Here is a 17,006-nt window from a genome sequence, read left to right as displayed (position 1 = left end):
CATGCACGCACGCCGCCGGAAGACCGTCCTCACCTGCGCGGCCGCCGTGTCGCTCGGGCTGGCCGCCGTGGCCCCGGCGCACGGCGTCGACGGTCCGGCGCCCGACCCCCGCGACCGGCAGGCCATGAGGGACATGGCGACGGCGATCCGGGTGACGGCCAAGTACGTGGACGAGCGGCAGGCCCTCAAGGACGGGTACGTCCCGCACGGCGAGAGCTGCATGAACAACCCGTTCGGGGCGGGCGCGATGGGTTACCACTACGTCAAGCAGGCCAACTGGGGTTCGAAGGACCCCGCCAGGCCGACCGCGCTCCTCTACAGCAGCGAGACGGACCGCAACGGCCGCCGCCGGCTGGAGACCGTCGAGTGGATGTCCACCGACCGGGACCAGGACCTGACGACCAAGGACGACCGGCCGAGCATGTTCGGACTCCCCTTCGACGGACCGATGCCGGGCCACTGGGCGGGCATGCCCAAGCACTACGACCTGCACATGTGGGCGTACAAGAAGAACCCGGCGGGCCGCTTCCACAACTGGAACACGGCCCTGTCCTGCCCGAAGAAGGCCGGCGCCAAGACCATGCCGGAGAACTCCGGACACGCGCACGGCCACTAGGCGCCGTCGTCACGTGCCGAGCGCACATGACTCACCCGGAAGGGCGGTGTTCCGCGGATCCCCGGCGCTACGCTGGTCGCACTCGCGAGACTCCGGCTCATGGGAGCACTGATGAACCCGGAACACAGCTGGCCGGTCCCCCCCGAGGGCGGCTGGACCGCGGACGACCTGGACACGCTTCCGAATCTGCCTCCGCACACGGAGCTGATCGACGGGAGCTTGGTTTTCGTGAGTCCACAGACTCGGTTCCACATGCGCGCCGTGAACTTCTTCGACCGGCAACTGGATTCGCTGGTCCCGGAAGGCCTTGAGGTCCTCCGGGAGTTCACCATCGACATCGATCGGCGCAACCGCCCCGAACCCGATGTCATCGTGTGTCGTGAGGACGTCGTGGACGACTGGGCCCAGACGCGCCTTCCGGCCGAGACCGTCCTCCTGGCGATCGAGGTGGTCTCCCCCGAGTCCGTCGACCGCGACCGCGAGACCAAGCCCCTGAAGTACGCGCGGGCGGGGATCCCCCACTACTGGCGCGTGGAGAACAAGGACGGCCGGGCAGTCGTCTACGTCTTCGAACGGGAGCCGGCCGGCGGCGGCTACGTCGCCACCGGCATCTTCCACGACCGCTTGAAGGTCTCCGTCCCCTTCTCCATCGACCTCGACCTCACCGCCATCACGGCGAAGCGGACCCGGCCCGAGTAGCCCGCACGCACCACAGGGCCCGGCTCCCCCGAGGGGAGCCGGGCCCTGACACATCCGGAACCGGGTCAGCGGACGAACGTGCTCGCCTGGCCCGCCAGGTCCAGGAAGTACTGCGGGGCCACGCCCAGGACCACCGTCACCGCGACGCCGACGGCGATGGTCGTCATCGTCAGCGGCGAGGGCACCGCGACCGTCGGACCGTCGGCCTTCGGCTCGCTGAAGAACATCAGGACGATCACCCGGATGTAGAAGAACGCGGCGATGGCGGACGAGATCACACCGACCACGACCAGCACGCCGGCGCCGCCCTCCGCCGCCGCCTTGAACACGGCGAACTTTCCGGAGAAGCCGGAGGTCAGCGGGATGCCGGCGAAGGCCAGCAGGAACACCGCGAAGACGGCCGCCGTCAGCGGCGAACGCCGCCCCAGGCCGGCCCACTTCGACAGGTGCGTGGCCTCGCCGCCCGCGTCGCGGACCAGCGTGACCACGGCGAAGGCGCCGATCGTCACGAAGGAGTACGCCGCCAGGTAGAAGAGGACGGACTGGACGCCCTCCGCCGAGGTGGCGATCACACCGGCCAGGATGAACCCGGCGTGCGCGATCGACGAGTAGGCCAGGAGCCGCTTGACGTCGGTCTGGGTCACCGCGATCACGGCGCCCGCGAGCATCGTGACGATCGCGACGCCCCACATCACCGGCCGCCAGTCCCAGCGCAGGCCCGGCAGGACCACGTACAGCAGTCGCAGGAGGGCGCCGAAGGCGGCCACCTTCGTCGCCGCCGCCATGAAGCCGGTGACCGGGGTCGGGGCCCCCTGGTAGACGTCCGGGGTCCACATGTGGAACGGAACCGCGCCGACCTTGAACAGCAGGCCCGTGAGGATCAGCGCGCCGCCGATCAGCAGCAGCGCGTCGTTGCCCATCGTGCCGGCCAGCGCCGGGTCGATCTTCTGGACGGTGCCGTCGACCACGTCCGCGATGACCGCGTACGAGACCGAGCCCGCGTACCCGTACAGCAGCGCGATGCCGAAGAGCAGGAACGCCGAGGAGAACGCGCCCAGCAGGAAGTACTTGACGGCCGCCTCCTGCGACATCAGCCGCTGGCGGCGGGCGACGGCGCAGAGCAGGTACAGCGGGAGGGAGAAGACCTCCAGCGCGATGAACAGCGTCAGCAGGTCGTTCGCCGCCGGGAAGATCAGCATGCCGGCGACCGCGAACATCATCAGCGGGAAGACCTCGGTGGTGCTGAAGCCCGCCTTGACGGCGGCCTTCTCGCTGTCGCTGCCGGGTACGGAAGCCGCCTGCGCGGCGAAGGAGTCCACCCGGTTGCCGTGCGCCGCCGGATCGAGGCGACGTTCGGCGAAGGTGAACACGGCCACGATCGAGGCCAGCACGATGGTGCCCTGGAGGAACAGCGCCGGCCCGTCGACGGCGATGGCGCCCATGGCCGCGGTGTGGGCCTTGGTGGAGCCGTACCCGCCGGCCGCGAGGCCGACGATCGCCGCGAAGGCCGAGGCCAGCGCGGCGACGGCCAGGAACACCTGGACGTAGTGGCGGGACTTGCGCGGGACGAAGGCCTCCACGAGGACTCCGAGGATCGCCGCGCCCACCACGATCAGGGTGGGCGAGAGCTGCGCGTACTCGATGTGCGGGGTGGGGATGCGGGTGGCCGGGTCCCCGGCCGCCAGCGCCCACAACCCCTGGGCAGCAGTCACGGTGCTCACTTCGCCGCCTCCCCGTTCTTGGCGTCGACCACGACCTCTGGCTTCGGGTCGGTCTGTTTCACGTCCGACATGGTGTGCTTCACCGCCGGGTTGACGATCTCGGTCAGCGGCTTCGGGTACACGCCGAGGCCGATCAGGAGCACGATCAGCGGCGCGACCACGAGCACCTCGCGCAGGCGCAGGTCCGGCATGGTGCGGACCTCCTCCTTGACGGGGCCGGTCATCGTGCGCTGGTAGAGCACCAGGGTGTAGAGCGCGGCGAGCACGATGCCCACGGTGGCGATGACGCCGACCACCGGGTACCGGGCGAACGTGCCGACCAGGACCAGGAACTCGCTGACGAACGGGGCGAGTCCGGGCAGCGACAGGGTGGCGAGACCACCGATGAGGAAGGTGCCGGCGAGTACCGGGGCCACCTTCTGCACGCCGCCGTAGTCGGCGATGAGTCGGGAGCCGCGCCGCGAGATCAGGAAGCCGGCCACCAGCATCAGCGCCGCCGTCGAGATCCCGTGGTTGACCATGTAGAGGGTGGCGCCCGACTGCCCCTGCGAGGTCATCGCGAAGATGCCCAGGACGATGAACCCGAAGTGCGAGATCGAGGCGTAGGCGACCAGCCGCTTGATGTCCCGCTGCCCGACCGCGACCAGCGCGCCGTAGACGATGCTGATCAGGGCGAGTACGAGGATGACCGGCGTGGCCCACTTGCTGGCGTCGGGGAACAGCCCGAGGCAGAAGCGGAGCATCGCGAAGGTGCCGACCTTGTCGACGACCGCGGTGATGAGGACGGCCACCGGGGCGGTGGACTCCCCCATCGCGTTCGGCAGCCAGGTGTGCAGCGGCCACAGCGGGGCCTTCACCGCGAAGGCGAAGAAGAAGCCGAGGAACAGCAGGCGCTCGGTGTTGGTCGCCATGTCGAGGGTGCCCGCGGCGCGGGCGGCGGCGATCTCCTGGAGCGAGAAGTTCCCGGCGACCACGTACAGCCCGATGACGGCCGCCAGCATGATCAGGCCGCCGACGAGGTTGTAGAGGAGGAACTTGACCGCCGCGTAGGAGCGTTGGGCGGCCGCGTTCTCCTCGGATCCGGCGTGGGCCCGGTCCCCGAAGCCGCCGATGAGGAAGTACATCGGGATGAGCATGGCTTCGAAGAAGATGTAGAAGAGGAAGACGTCGGTGGCCTCGAAGGAGATGATCACCATCGCCTCGACCAGCAGGATCAGGGCGAAGAATCCCTGTGTCGGCCGCCACCGCGAGGAATTCGTTTCCAGGGGGTCGGCGTCGTTCCAGCCGGCGCCGATCACGAAGGGGATCAGCAGTGCGGTGAGCGCGATCAGCACCACCGCGATGCCGTCGACGCCGAGCTCGTAGCGGACGCCGAAGTCGGCGATCCACGCGTGGGATTCGGTGAGCTGGTAGCGGTCGCCACCGGGCTCGAAGCGGATCGCGACGAGCACGGCCAGGGCCAGTGTCGCCAGCGAGAACAGCAGCGCGAGCCACTTGGCGGCGGTCCTGCGGGCGGCCGGGACGGCCGCCGTCAGGATCGCGCCGACCGCGGGCACGGCCGCCGTCACCGTCAGAAGCGGGACATTCATCTCACACCGCCCTCATCAGCAGGGTCGCGGCGATGAGGATCGCCGTGCCCCCGAACATCGAGACCGCGTAGCTGCGGGCATAGCCGTTCTGCAGCTTGCGCAGCCGGCCCGACAGCCCGCCGACCGAGGCGGCCGTCCCGTTGACCACCCCGTCGACCAGACTGTGGTCGACGTACACGAGGGAGCGGGTCAGGTGCTCCCCGCCGCGCACCAGCACGACGTGGTTGAAGTCGTCCTGGAGCAGGTCCCGTCGGGCCGCCCGGGTGAGGAGCGAGCCGCGCGGGGCGACCACCGGTACGGGCTTCCTGCCGTACTGCGCGTACGCGATGCCCACGCCGATGATCAGGACCACGACCGTCGCGGCGGTGATGACACCGGCGCTGAGCGGGGAGTGGCCGTGCTCGAAGGAGGTGACGGGCTCCAGCCACTTCACGAAGGACTCGTTGAAGCTGAAGAGGGCGCCGGCGAAGACCGATCCGAAGGCGAGGACGATCATGGGGATCGTCATGGACTTCGGGGACTCGTGCGGGTCCGGCTCGTGGCCCGCCGCGTCGGGCTGCCAGCGCTTCTCGCCGAAGAACGTCAGGAGCATCACGCGGGTCATGTAGTACGCGGTGAGCGCCGCGCCCACCAGGGTGACCGCGCCGAGGATCCAGCCCTCGGTGCCGCCCTTCGCGAAGGCCGCCTCGATGATCTTGTCCTTGGACCAGAAGCCCGACAGGCCCGGGAAGCCGATGATGGCCAGGTAGCCGAGGCCGAAGGTGACGAAGGTGACCGGCATGAACTTCCGCAGACCGCCGAAGCGGCGCATGTCCACCTCGTCGTTCATCCCGTGCATCACGGAACCCGCGCCGAGGAAGAGGCCGGCCTTGAAGAAGCCGTGCGTCACCAGGTGCATGATCGCGAAGGCGTAGCCGATGGGGCCGAGGCCCGCCGCGAGGATCATGTAGCCGATCTGCGACATCGTGGAGCCCGCCAGGGCCTTCTTGATGTCGTCCTTCGCGCAACCGACGATCGCACCGAAGATCAGGGTGACGGCGCCGACCACGACGACCGCGGTCTGCGCGTCCGGAGCGGCGTTGAAGATCGCCCCGGACCGGGTGATGAGGTACACGCCGGCGGTGACCATGGTCGCCGCGTGGATCAGGGCCGAGACCGGGGTCGGGCCCTCCATCGCGTCGCCGAGCCAGGACTGCAGCGGCACCTGCGCCGACTTGCCGCAGGCCGCGAGCAGCAGCATCAGCGCGATGGCGGTCAGCGTGCCCTCGCCCGCCTCGTCCACGGCGCCGAACACCGGCCCGAAGGCGAAGGTCCCGAAGGTGGTGAACATCAGCATGATGGCGATCGACAGGCCGATGTCGCCGACCCGGTTGACCAGGAAGGCCTTCTTCGCGGCGGTGGCCGCGCTGGGCTTGTGCTGCCAGAAGCCGATGAGCAGGTACGAGGCCAGGCCCACGCCCTCCCACCCGACGTACAGCAGGAGGTAGTTGTCGGCGAGGACCAACAGCAGCATCGCCGCGAGGAAGAGGTTGAGGTAGCCGAAGAAGCGGCGGCGCCGCTCGTCGTGCTCCATGTACCCGATGGAGTACACGTGGATGAGCGTGCCCACCCCGGTGATCAGCAGGACGAACGTCATCGACAGCTGGTCGAGTTGGAACGCGACGTCGGCCTGGAAGCCCTCCACCGGGATCCAGGTGTACAGCCGCTGGAACATGGCCCGGTCGTCGCCGGGCCGGCTCAGCATGTCGCTGAACAGGGCCACGCCGATGCCGAAGGAGGCCGCGGCGAGCAGTGTGCCGAGCCAGTGGCCGGCCTTGTCGAGGCGCCGGCCGCCGCACAGCAGCACCGCCGCCCCGAGCAGGGGCGCCGCCACCAGCAGCGCAATCAGATTCTCCACTGTTGAGCGCCCCTTACAGCTTCATCAGGTTGGCGTCGTCGACCGAGGCCGAGTGGCGGGTACGGAAGAACGACACGATGATCGCGAGGCCCACCACGACCTCCGCGGCGGCGACGACCATCGTGAAGAAGGCGATGATCTGGCCGTCGAGGTTGCCGTGCATCCGGGAGAAGGCGACGAAGGCGAGGTTGCAGGCGTTGAGCATCAGCTCCACGCACATGAACAGCACGATCGCGTTCTTCCGGATGAGTACGCCGGCCGCGCCGATGGTGAACAACAGGGCGGCCAGGTAGAGGTAGTTGACCGGGTTCACTTCGAGGCCTCCTCACGGCCGAGGCGCTCCGAGGAGCGCTCCTCCAACGCCTTGAGGTCGCCGATCGCCTCGCTGGAGACGTCGCGGATCTGGCCGCGGGCGCGCAGCGTCTTGCTCACGGTCAGCTCGGACGGGGTGCCGTCCGGCAGCAGACCGGCGACGTCCACCGCGTTGTGTCGGGCGTACACGCCGGGGGCGGGCAGCGGCGGGAGCTGTACGCCCCCGCGCACCCGCTGTTCGGCGAGTTCGCGCTGGCTGGGGGCCCGCTCGGTGCGCTCGCGGTGCGTGAGCACCATCGCGCCGACGGCCGCGGTGATCAGCAGGGCGCCGGTGATCTCGAAGGCGAAGATGTACCGGGTGAAGATCAGCTCGGCGAGGCCCTCGACGTGCCCGGCGGAGTTGACCCGGCCGAGCCCGTTGAAGTGGGTGATCCCCGCGTTGGCGATGCCGGCGATCAGCAGGATGCCGAAGCCGAGCCCGCACAGGACGGCCAGCCAGCGCTGCCCCTTGAGGGTCTCGGTCAGCGAGTCCGCGGCGGTGACGCCGACGAGCATGACCACGAAGAGGAACAGCATCATGATGGCGCCGGTGTAGACGACGACCTGGACGACGCCCAGGAAGTACGCCCCGTTGGCGAGGTAGAAGACCGCCAGGATGATCATGGTCCCGGCCAGGCACAGCGCGCTGTGCACGGCCTTCTTCATCAGGATCGTGCACAGCGCGCCGATCACGGCGATCGTGCCGAGGATCCAGAACTGGACGGCCTCACCGGTGGAGGTGACGGTGGCCGCGGCGGCGATGGCGCTCATGCCCCCACCCCCTCGTGCGTGTCGCTCTCCTCGGCCGCGTCTTCCCCGGCGACCTCTTCCTTGGCGACCTCTCCCTTGGAGACGGCGACCTGCCGGACCGTTCCGGGAGCCGCCCCGGTCACCAGACCCTGGTAGTAGTCGGTGTCGTCGGTGCCCGGGAAGATCGAGTGGGGGGCCTCGACCATGCCCTCCGTCAGCCCCGACAGCAGCTGCTCCTTGGTGTAGATCAGCGATTCGCGGCTGGAGTCGGCCAGTTCGAACTCGTTCGTCATCGTCAGCGCCCGCGTGGGGCACGCCTCGACGCACAGCCCGCACAGGATGCAGCGGGCGTAGTTGATCTGGTAGACGCGGCCGTACCGCTCACCCGGGGAGTAGCGCTCCTCCTCGGTGTTGTCCGCGCCCTCCACGTAGATCGCGTCGGCGGGACAGGCCCAGGCGCACAACTCGCAGCCGATGCACTTCTCCAGACCGTCGGGGTGACGGTTGAGCTGGTGCCGTCCGTGGAAGCGGGGCGCGGTGGTCTTCTGCTGCTCCGGGTACTGCTCGGTGAGCCGCTTCTTGAACATGGCCTTGAAGGTCACGCCGAAGCCGGCCACCGGGTTCTGCCACTTCTCGTTCTGGTCCGCGTCAGACATTCTCTGCACCCTCCTCTCGGTCACTGTCGGAATTCGCCGCGCCACTGCCGATGAGCTCCCGATCACCGCGAGGTCGCCTGCGCGGTACGGGTGCCAGGTGCTGGCCGGGCTTGGGCGGTACGGGGAACCCGCCCGCCAGCGGATCGAAGGGTTCCGTCGCCGCCGCCTTCTCGGCCGCCTCCGCCGCCGTCTTGTGCTTCTTGTCGCGGAACAGGTCGGCGACGAAGGACAGCAGCAGGAGGGCGATGACCCCACCGCCGACGTAGAGCACGATCTGCTGGAAGTCGTAGTTCTCGTTCCGCAGGGCCCGGACGGTGGCGACCAGCATCAGCCAGACCACGGAGACCGGGATCAGCACCTTCCAGCCGAGCTTCATCAACTGGTCGTAGCGCACGCGTGGCAGCGTGCCGCGCAGCCAGATGAAGAAGAACAGCAGCAGCTGGACCTTGAGGACGAACCAGAGCATCGGCCACCAGCCGTGGTTCGCGCCCTCCCAGTAGGTGGAGATCGGCGCGGGGGCCCGCCAGCCGCCCAGGAAGAGGGTGACCGAGACGGCGGAGACGGTGACCATGTTGACGTACTCGGCCAGCATGAACAGCGCGAACTTGATCGACGAGTACTCGGTGTTGAAGCCGCCGACCAGGTCGCCCTCGGACTCCGGCATGTCGAAGGGGGCGCGGTTCGTCTCGCCGACCATCGTGATGACGTAGATGATGAAGGAGACCGGCAGCAGGATGATGTACCAGCGGTCCGCCTGTGCCTCCACGATCGCCGAGGTCGACATGGACCCGGAGTAGAGGAAGACCGAGGCGAAGGCCGCGCCCATCGCGATCTCGTACGAGATCATCTGCGCGCAGGAGCGCAGGCCGCCGAGCAGCGGGTACGTGGAGCCCGAGGACCAGCCGGCGAGGACGATGCCGTAGATGCCGACCGAGGCCACCGCGAGGATGTACAGCATCGCGATGGGCAGGTCGGTCAGCTGCATCGTGGTGCGCTGGCCGAAGATCGAGACCTCGTTGCCCGCGGGCCCGAAGGGGATCACCGCGATGGCCATGAACGCCGGGATCGCCGCGATGATCGGGGCGAGGACGTAGACGACCTTGTCGGCCCGCTTGACGACGATGTCTTCCTTCAACATCAGCTTCACGCCGTCGGCGAGCGACTGGAGCATGCCCCAGGGGCCGTGCCGGTTCGGGCCGATGCGCAGCTGCATCCAGGCGACGACCTTGCGTTCCCACACGATGGAGAACAGCACGGTCACCATCAGGAAGGCGAAGCAGAAGACCGCCTTGAGGAGGACGAGCCACCAGACGTCCCGACCGAACAGGGACAGGTCCTCGGCAGCGATGTGCAGGGTGCTCACGCGCCCACCTCCGCAGTGGTGTCGTCCGCGGCGGCCGGGGTCGCCGGGCCGATGCGTACGAGGGTGCCCGGACGGGCGCCGGTGTCGGCGAGGACGCCGGCCCCGGTGGAGTTCATCGGGAGCCAGACCACCCGGTCGGGCATCTCCGTGATCCGCAGCGGCAGTTCCACGCGGCCGGTCGGGCCGGTCACCGCGAGGACGTCGCCGTTCTTGACGCCCGTCTCGGCGGCCGTGGCGGCCGACAGGCGGGCACTGGCCTCGTGCCGGGTGCCGGCCAGGGCCTCGTCGCCGTCCTGGAGCCGGCCCTGGTCGAGCAGCAGCCGGTGGCCGGCGAGGACGGCCTCGCCCGCGGCGGGGCGGGGCAACTGCACGGTGTCCGCGGACTGCGCGGTGGCGCGTTCCCCGGCCCAGGGGCCGAGCCGGTCGATCTCCCGGCGTACGGCGTGCACGTCGGGCAGGGCGATCGGCCGGTCGGCGGCGTCGGCCAGCATGTGCAGCACACGGCCGTCGGCCGGGGCGAGCCGGCGGGTCATCTGGTCGGGCTTCAGCGCCGCCTCGAACGGCCTGACCCTGCCCTCCCAGTTGATGAACGCGCCCGCCTTCTCGGCGACCGCGGCCACCGGGAAGACCACGTCGGCGTGGTCGGTGACCTCGCCGGGCCGCAGTTCCAGGGAGACCACGAAGGCCTCCTGGAGGGCGATCCGGGCGCGGGCCGGGTCCGGCAGGTCGGTGATCTCGACGCCGGCGACCAGCAGGGCGGACAGTTCGCGCCCGGCGGCGGCCTCGACGATCTGGCCGGTGTCGCGGCCGTAGCGGTGCGGGAGTTCGTCCAGGCCCCAGGCCGTGGCGACCTCGCCGCGGGCCCGCGGGTCGGTGGCCGGACGGCCGCCCGGCAGCAGGGCCGCGAGGGCGCCCGCCTCGACGGCGGCCCGCTCCCCGGCCCGCCGCGGGATCCACACCAGCTGCGCGCCGGTGGCGGCGGCGGCCCGGACGGCCGCGGTCAGCGCGCCGGGCACCGCCGCGAGGCGCTCGCCGACGACGATGACCGCACCGGTCTCGCGCAGCGCGTCGGCCGCGGCGTTGCCGCCCTGCTCCAGACCGGAGCGGGAGGCCAGCGCGTCCAGCCACGCGGGCTCGGTGCCGGGGGCGGCGCCCAGCAGGGTGCCGCCCGCCTTCTCCAGGCCGCGCGTGGCGAAGGGGGCCAGCGCGAACGTCCGCTGCTTGTGCTTGCGGTGCGCCTTGCGCAGCCGCAGGAAGACTCCGGGGGCCTCCTCCTCGGACTCGATGCCGACGAGGAGGACGGCGGGTGCCGCCTCCAGCGCGGAGTACGTGACGCCCTTGCCGTCGAGGTCCCGGCCGGTGCCCGCCACCGAGGAGGCCAGGAACTCGGACTCCTCCGCGCTGTGCACCCGGGCCCGGAAGTCGATGTCGTTGGTGTCGAGGACGACCCGGGCGAACTTGGCGTACGCGTAGGCGTCCTCGACGGTGAGCCGTCCGCCGGTCAGCACGCCGGCCCGGCCGCGGGCCGCCGCGAGACCGTTCGCCGCCGCCTCCAGGGCCTCGGGCCAGCTCGCCGGGGCGAGGACCCCGTCCGTGCCCCGCACCAGCGGGGTGGTGAGCCGGTCGGGGCGCTGGGCGTAGCGGAACCCGAAGCGGCCCTTGTCGCAGATCCACTCCTCGTTGACCTCGGGGTCCTCGGCGGCCAGTCGCCGCAGCACCTTGCCGCGCCGGTGGTCGGTCCGGGTCGCGCAGCCGCCCGCGCAGTGCTCGCACACGCTCGGGGAGGAGACGAGGTCGAAGGGGCGGGAGCGGAACCGGTAGGCGGCGGAGGTGAGCGCGCCGACCGGGCAGATCTGGATGGTGTTGCCGGAGAAGTACGACTCGAACGGGTCGCCCTCGCCGATGCCGACCTGCTGGAGCGCGCCGCGCTCCAGCAGTTCGATCATGGGGTCGCCTGCGACCTGGTTGGAGAAGCGGGTGCAGCGCGCGCACAGCACGCACCGCTCGCGGTCGAGCAGCACCTGCGTGGAGATCGGGACCGGCTTCTCGTAGGTCCGCTTGTGCCCGTCGAAGCGGGAGTCGGAGTTGCCGTGCGACATCGCCTGGTTCTGGAGCGGGCACTCGCCGCCCTTGTCGCAGACCGGGCAGTCCAGCGGGTGGTTGATGAGCAACAGCTCCATCACCCCGCGCTGGGCCTTGTCGGCGACCGGGGAGGTCAGTTGGGTCTTGACGACCATGCCGTCGGTGCAGGTGATGGTGCAGGAGGCCATCGGCTTGCGCTGGCCCTCCACCTCGACGATGCACTGGCGGCAGGCGCCGACGGGGTCGAGGAGGGGGTGGTCGCAGAACCGGGGGATCTCGATGCCGATCTGTTCGGCGGCCCGGATGACCAGCGTGCCCTTCGGCACGGACAGTTCGATGCCGTCGATGGTCAGGGACACCGTGTTCTCCGGCGGCACCGCCGCCTCGCCGCCACCGGCGGGGGCGTTAGTGGTGACGGTCATGCGTTCACCTCCGTGTCAGCCCAGAGGGTCGACTTCCTGGGGTCGAAGGGGCAGCCCTTGCCCGTGATGTGCTGCTCGTACTCCTCGCGGAAGTACTTGAGCGAGGAGAAGATCGGGCTGGCGGCGCCGTCGCCGAGCGCGCAGAACGACTTGCCGTTGATGTTGTCGGCGATGTCGTTCAGCTTGTCGAGGTCGGACATGACGCCCTTGCCGGCCTCGATGTCGCGGAGCAGCTGGACGAGCCAGTACGTGCCCTCGCGGCAGGGGGTGCACTTGCCGCAGGACTCGTGGGCGTAGAACTCGGTCCAGCGGGTGACGGCCCGCACCACGCAGGTCGTCTCGTCGAAGCACTGGAGCGCCTTGGTGCCGAGCATCGAGCCGGCGGCGCCCACGCCCTCGTAGTCGAGGGGGACGTCGAGGTGCTCGTCCGTGAACATCGGGGTGGAGGAACCGCCCGGGGTCCAGAACTTCAGCCGGTGCCCGGGGCGCATCCCGCCGCTCATGTCGAGGAGCTGGCGCAGGGTGATCCCGAGGGGGGCCTCGTACTGGCCGGGTCCCGAGACGTGCCCGGAGAGCGAGTACAGCGTGAAGCCGGGGGACTTCTCGGTCCCCATCGCCTTGAACCAGTCCTTGCCCTTGTTCAGGATCGCGGGAACCGAGGCGATGGACTCGACGTTGTTGACGACAGTGGGGCAGGCGTAGAGCCCCTCGACGGCGGGGAAGGGGGGACGCAGCCGGGGCTGACCGCGCCGGCCTTCGAGGGAGTCGAGCAGTGCCGTCTCCTCGCCGCAGATGTAGGCGCCCGCTCCCGCGTGCACCGTGATGTCGAGGTCGAGTCCGCTCCCGAAGCCACTCTTTTCGCGATCTTCGGCCTTGCCGAGGTAGCCGGCCTCGTACGCCTCGCGCACGGCCTCGTGCAGGCGGCGCAGCACCGGCACGACCTCGCCGCGCAGGTAGATGAAGGCGTGCGTCGACCGGATCGCGTAACAGGCGATGATCATTCCCTCGATGAGGGAGTGCGGGTTCGCGAAGAGGAGGGGGATGTCCTTGCAGGTTCCCGGCTCCGACTCGTCCGCGTTCACGACGAGGTAGTGCGGCTTGCCGTCGCCCTGCGGGATGAACTGCCACTTCATCCCGGTGGGGAAGCCCGCGCCGCCGCGCCCGCGCAGACCGGAGTCCTTCACGTAGGCGATCAGGTCGTCCGGGGTCATCGCGAGCGCCTTGCGCAGGCCCTCGTATCCCTCGTGACGCCGGTAGGTCTCCAGCGTCCAGGACCGCTGCTCGTCCCAGAACGCCGACAGCACGGGCGCCAGGAGCTTCTCCGGGCTGGTGCCGTTCTCGCTGATCTCGGGTGCCATCGTCATCACTCCCCCTCCTCGGCTGCCGGTCCGGCCGGGTGGTCGGGGTCGGACGCCGACGTCTCCTGTGGCGCGTCGTGCGAGCTGAGGTGCCGGGAGCCGGGCATCGGCGCGTCGTGCGGGGCCTCGCCGCGCGGGGCGACCACCCGGCCGCCCTGCTGGGGGGCCTCGCCGCGGAAGAGCCGCAGCCCGATCAGCGAGGCCGGGCCCGCTCCGCCGGTCGCCTCGACCGCGCCCTCGCGCTCGTCGGGGAACCCGGCCAGGATCCGGGCCGTCTCCTTGTACGTGCACAGCGGCGCGCCGCGGGTCGGTTCGACCGGGCGGTCGGCCAGCAGGTCGTCCACCAGTGCCTTGGCCGACTGGGGGGTCTGGTTGTCGAAGAACTCCCAGTTGACCATCACCACCGGGGCGAAGTCGCAGGCCGCGTTGCACTCGATGTGCTCCAGCGTGACCTTGCCGTCGGGGGTGGTCTCGTTGTTCCCGACGCCCAGGTGTTCCTTGAGCTCGTCGAAGATCGCGTCGCCGCCCATCACCGCGCACAGGGTGTTCGTGCAGACGCCCACCTGGTAGTCGCCGGACGGCTTGCGCCGGTACATGGTGTAGAAGGTCGCGACGGCCGTGACCTCGGCGGTGGTCAGGCCCAGCACCTCGGCGCAGAAGCGGATGCCGGTGCGCGAGACGTAGCCCTCCTCGGACTGGGTCAGGTGCAGCAGCGGCAGCAGCGCGGAGCGACTGTCGGGGTAGCGGGCGATGACCTCGGCGGTGTCCGCCGCGAGCCGCTCGCGCACCTCCGCCGGATAGTCGGGGGCCGGCAGCTGGGGCATGCCCAGGCTGAGGGGGGCCGGAGGGGTGTCCCCGCCGGAAAACGCGGTCGTCATCGGTCGACGCCTCCCATCACGGGGTCGATGGAGGCGACGGCGACGATCACGTCGGCGATCTGGCCGCCCTCGCACATCGCGGCCATGGCCTGCAGGTTGGTGAAGGACGGGTCGCGGAAGTGGACCCGGTAGGGGCGGGTGCCGCCGTCGGAGACGACGTGGACGCCGAGCTCGCCCTTGGGGGACTCGACGGCCGCGTACACCTGCCCGGCCGGCACCCGGAAGCCCTCGGTCACCAGCTTGAAGTGGTGGATGAGGGCCTCCATGGAGGTGCCCATGATGTTCCTGATGTGGTCGAGCGAGTTGCCGAGCCCGTCGGGGCCCATGGCCAGCTGCGCCGGCCAGGCGATCTTCTTGTCGGCGACCATGACCGGGCCCGGCTCCAGGCGTTCCAGGCACTGCTCGACGATCCGCAGCGACTGGCGCATCTCCTCCAGGCGGACCAGGAACCGGCCGTAGGAGTCGCAGGACTCGGTGGTCGGCACGTCGAACTCGTAGGTCTCGTAGCCGCAGTACGGGTCCGTCTTGCGCAGGTCGTGCGGGAGGCCGGCGGAGCGCAGGATCGGGCCGGTGGCGCCGAGCGCCATGCAGCCGGTCAGGTCGAGGTAGCCGACGTCCTGCATGCGGGCCTTGAAGATGGGGTTGCCGGTGGCGAGCTTGTCGTACTCCGGCAGGTTCTTCTTCATGGTCTTCACGAAGTCGCGCAGCTGGTCCATGGCGCCCGGGGGCAGGTCCTGGGCCAGTCCGCCGGGGCGGATGAACGCGTGGTTCATCCGCAGGCCGGTGATCAGCTCGAACACGTCGAGGATCAGCTCGCGGTCGCGGAACCCGTAGATCATGATCGTGGTCGCGCCCAGCTCCATGCCGCCGGTGGCGATGCACACCAGGTGGGAGGAGAGCCGGTTGAGTTCCATCAGCAGGACGCGGATGACGGTGGCGCGGTCCGGGATCTGCTCGGTGATGCCGAGCAGCTTCTCGACGCCCAGGCAGTACGCGGTCTCGTTGAAGAACGGCGTCAGGTAGTCCATGCGCGTCACGAAGGTGGTGCCCTGCGTCCAGTTCCGGAATTCGAGGTTCTTCTCGATGCCGGTGTGGAGGTACCCGATGCCGCAGCGGGCCTCGGTGACGGTCTCGCCGTCGATCTCCAGGATCAGGCGGAGCACGCCGTGGGTGGAGGGGTGCTGGGGGCCCATGTTGACGACGATCCGCTCGTCGTCCGCGCGGGCCGCCGACTGGACGATCTCGTCCCAGTCGCCACCGGTGACGGTGTAGACGAGGCCCTCGGTGGTCTCCCTGGAGGAGGCGTGGTTGGACGTGGACATCAGCTGTACGACCTCCTCTGGTCGGGAGCCGGGATCTGGGCGCCCTTGTACTCGATGGCGATGCCACCGAGCGGGTAGTCCTTGCGCTGGGGGAACCCCTGCCAGTCGTCCGGCATCATGATTCGGGTGAGGGCCGGGTGGCCGTCGAAGATCAGGCCGAAGAAGTCGTACGCCTCGCGCTCGTGCCAGTCGTTGGTCGGATAGACCTCGACGAGCGACGGCAGGTGCCGGTCGGCGTCCGGGACGGACACCTCCAGGCGCAGGATCCGCCCGTGGGTGAGCGAGCGCAGGTGGTAGACGGCGTGCAGTTCGCGGCCCTTGTCCCCGGGGAAGTGGACCCCGCTGACGCCGGTGCAGAGCTCGAAGCGCAGGGCCGGGTCGTCGCGCAGGGTCCGTGCGACGCGCACGAGGTGCTCGCGGGCCACGTGGAAGGTCAGCTCGCCCCGGTCGACGACCGTCTTCTCGATGGCGTGCCCGGGGACCAGGCCCTGTTCCTCCAGGGCGCCCTCGAACTCGTCGGCGACCTCGTCGAACCAGGAACCGTACGGGCGGCTCGTCGCGCCGGGCATGGCCACGGTGCGGACGAGGCCGCCGTAGCCGCTGGTGTCCCCGCCGGCCGCGGCGCCGAACATGCCCTTGCGGACGCCGATCACCTCGGGGCCGGTGGTGCCCCTGGGGGCGGGAACGTTGTTCCCGTCCCCGCTGCCGTTGCCGTTGTGCACGGCCGGGTCGTCGCTCACCGAAGGAGCCCCTTCATCTCGATGGTGGGGAGGGCCTTGAGGGCCGCCTCCTCCGCCTCGCGCGCCGCCTCTTCCTGGTTCACGCCGAGCTTTCCGCCCTGGATCTTCTGGTGGAGCTTGAGGATCGCGTCCATCAGCATCTCGGGGCGGGGCGGGCAACCGGGCAGGTAGATGTCCACGGGGACGATGTGGTCGACGCCCTGGACGATCGCGTAGTTGTTGAACATTCCGCCCGACGAGGCGCAAACGCCCATGGAGATGACCCACTTGGGAGCGGGCATCTGGTCGTACACCTGCCGCAGCACCGGCGCCATCTTCTGGCTGACCCGGCCGGCCACGATCATCAGGTCGGCCTGGCGCGGTGAGCCGCGGAAGACCTCCATGCCGAAGCGGGCCAGGTCGTACCGGCCCGCTCCGGTGGTCATCATCTCGATGGCGCAGCACGCCAGACCGAAGGTGGCCGGGAAGACGGATGACTTGCGCACCCAGCCCGCGGCCTGTTCGACGGTCGTCAGCAGAAAGCCGCTCGGCAGCTTCTCTTCCAGTCCCATGGAAAATTCAG

General features: G+C 69.9%; 15 protein-coding genes. 2 read left to right on the top strand and 13 right to left on the bottom strand.

Annotated features, from left to right (window positions below; all coding sequences use genetic code 11):
• Position 1: 1 nt before the first annotated feature.
• Positions 2–616 carry a hypothetical protein gene (locus ADK55_RS15160; protein WP_053678972.1) on the top strand — a complete coding sequence of 205 codons (615 nt, stop codon included), beginning with the start codon at positions 2–4 and terminating at the stop codon, positions 614–616.
• Positions 617–715: 99 nt separating this feature from the next.
• Positions 716–1,315, top strand: a complete 600-nt coding sequence (locus ADK55_RS15155; protein ID WP_107089194.1) for a Uma2 family endonuclease — start codon at positions 716–718, stop codon at positions 1,313–1,315.
• 65 nt (positions 1,316–1,380) lie between these two features.
• Here the strand turns inward: ADK55_RS15155 and nuoN are convergent, their stop codons facing one another.
• The 13 genes from nuoN to ADK55_RS15090 are packed head-to-tail and all read right to left on the bottom strand — an operon-like array spanning position 1,381 to position 16,995.
• Entirely contained in the window at positions 1,381–3,009 is a 1,629-nt protein-coding gene (gene nuoN, locus ADK55_RS15150; protein ID WP_107089193.1) for an NADH-quinone oxidoreductase subunit NuoN, read from the bottom strand.
• Positions 3,010–3,032: 23 nt separating this feature from the next.
• Positions 3,033–4,625: an NADH-quinone oxidoreductase subunit M gene (locus ADK55_RS15145; RefSeq protein ID WP_053678968.1), complete on the bottom strand. Its 1,593-nt coding sequence runs from the start codon at positions 4,623–4,625 to the stop codon at positions 3,033–3,035.
• Between the two features lies 1 nt (position 4,626).
• The gene (nuoL, locus tag ADK55_RS15140) at positions 4,627–6,522 is read right to left on the bottom strand and encodes an NADH-quinone oxidoreductase subunit L (RefSeq protein WP_053678966.1); all 1,896 of its coding nucleotides are present in this window, start codon (positions 6,520–6,522) and stop codon (positions 4,627–4,629) included.
• Between the two features lie 13 nt (positions 6,523–6,535).
• Positions 6,536–6,835, bottom strand: a complete 300-nt coding sequence (gene nuoK, locus ADK55_RS15135) for an NADH-quinone oxidoreductase subunit NuoK (RefSeq protein ID WP_053678964.1) — start codon at positions 6,833–6,835, stop codon at positions 6,536–6,538.
• A complete protein-coding gene (locus ADK55_RS15130) occupies positions 6,832–7,644 on the bottom strand; it encodes an NADH-quinone oxidoreductase subunit J (RefSeq protein WP_053678962.1) in 813 nt (270 codons plus the stop codon). The genes nuoK and ADK55_RS15130 overlap by 4 nt, the downstream gene beginning before the upstream one ends.
• Positions 7,641–8,279 (bottom strand): NADH-quinone oxidoreductase subunit NuoI, encoded by a 639-nt coding sequence (gene nuoI, locus ADK55_RS15125; RefSeq protein WP_053678961.1) that lies wholly within the window; start codon positions 8,277–8,279, stop codon positions 7,641–7,643. Before nuoI ends, ADK55_RS15130 begins: the two co-directional genes overlap by 4 nt.
• The gene (gene nuoH / locus ADK55_RS15120; RefSeq protein ID WP_053678959.1) at positions 8,272–9,642 is read right to left on the bottom strand and encodes an NADH-quinone oxidoreductase subunit NuoH; all 1,371 of its coding nucleotides are present in this window, start codon (positions 9,640–9,642) and stop codon (positions 8,272–8,274) included. Before nuoH ends, nuoI begins: the two co-directional genes overlap by 8 nt.
• Positions 9,639–12,146, bottom strand: coding sequence for an NADH-quinone oxidoreductase subunit G (locus ADK55_RS15115; protein ID WP_053678957.1), 2,508 nt, complete (start codon positions 12,144–12,146; stop codon positions 9,639–9,641). Before ADK55_RS15115 ends, nuoH begins: the two co-directional genes overlap by 4 nt.
• Positions 12,143–13,510, bottom strand: a complete 1,368-nt coding sequence (nuoF, locus tag ADK55_RS15110; RefSeq protein WP_053678955.1) for an NADH-quinone oxidoreductase subunit NuoF — start codon at positions 13,508–13,510, stop codon at positions 12,143–12,145. Before nuoF ends, ADK55_RS15115 begins: the two co-directional genes overlap by 4 nt.
• On the bottom strand, positions 13,510–14,328 hold the full coding sequence (gene nuoE, locus ADK55_RS15105) for an NADH-quinone oxidoreductase subunit NuoE (RefSeq protein ID WP_107089197.1): 819 nt from the start codon (positions 14,326–14,328) through the stop codon (positions 13,510–13,512). The genes nuoF and nuoE overlap by 1 nt, the downstream gene beginning before the upstream one ends.
• Before the next feature lie 50 nt (positions 14,329–14,378).
• Positions 14,379–15,704, bottom strand: coding sequence for an NADH-quinone oxidoreductase subunit D (locus ADK55_RS15100; protein ID WP_053678951.1), 1,326 nt, complete (start codon positions 15,702–15,704; stop codon positions 14,379–14,381).
• Positions 15,704–16,444: an NADH-quinone oxidoreductase subunit C gene (locus ADK55_RS15095; protein ID WP_053678949.1), complete on the bottom strand. Its 741-nt coding sequence runs from the start codon at positions 16,442–16,444 to the stop codon at positions 15,704–15,706. The genes ADK55_RS15100 and ADK55_RS15095 overlap by 1 nt, the downstream gene beginning before the upstream one ends.
• Positions 16,441–16,995: a NuoB/complex I 20 kDa subunit family protein gene (locus ADK55_RS15090; RefSeq protein WP_053678947.1), complete on the bottom strand. Its 555-nt coding sequence runs from the start codon at positions 16,993–16,995 to the stop codon at positions 16,441–16,443. The genes ADK55_RS15095 and ADK55_RS15090 overlap by 4 nt, the downstream gene beginning before the upstream one ends.
• Positions 16,996–17,006 lie beyond the last annotated feature (11 nt).

Origin of the sequence: Streptomyces sp. WM4235 (genome assembly GCF_001279725.1) — a bacterium.
Classification (GTDB): domain Bacteria; phylum Actinomycetota; class Actinomycetes; order Streptomycetales; family Streptomycetaceae; genus Streptomyces.
Note: the sequence above shows the minus strand (reverse complement) of the source record. Positions and strands in the feature narration are given on the sequence as shown.

Coding starts and splice junctions, on each gene's coding strand:
- ADK55_RS15160 (WP_053678972.1), top strand. CDS start 2: ATGCACGCACGCCGCCGGAAGACCGTCCTCACCTGCGCGGCCGCCGTG.
- ADK55_RS15155 (WP_107089194.1), top strand. CDS start 716: ATGGGAGCACTGATGAACCCGGAACACAGCTGGCCGGTCCCCCCCGAG.
- ADK55_RS15145 (WP_053678968.1), bottom strand. CDS start 4,625: ATGAATGTCCCGCTTCTGACGGTGACGGCGGCCGTGCCCGCGGTCGGC.
- ADK55_RS15130 (WP_053678962.1), bottom strand. CDS start 7,644: ATGAGCGCCATCGCCGCCGCGGCCACCGTCACCTCCACCGGTGAGGCC.
- nuoI (WP_053678961.1), bottom strand. CDS start 8,279: ATGTCTGACGCGGACCAGAACGAGAAGTGGCAGAACCCGGTGGCCGGC.
- ADK55_RS15115 (WP_053678957.1), bottom strand. CDS start 12,146: ATGACCGTCACCACTAACGCCCCCGCCGGTGGCGGCGAGGCGGCGGTG.
- nuoF (WP_053678955.1), bottom strand. CDS start 13,510: ATGACGATGGCACCCGAGATCAGCGAGAACGGCACCAGCCCGGAGAAG.
- nuoE (WP_107089197.1), bottom strand. CDS start 14,328: ATGCCCCAGCTGCCGGCCCCCGACTATCCGGCGGAGGTGCGCGAGCGG.
- ADK55_RS15100 (WP_053678951.1), bottom strand. CDS start 15,704: ATGTCCACGTCCAACCACGCCTCCTCCAGGGAGACCACCGAGGGCCTC.
- ADK55_RS15090 (WP_053678947.1), bottom strand. CDS start 16,995: ATGGGACTGGAAGAGAAGCTGCCGAGCGGCTTTCTGCTGACGACCGTC.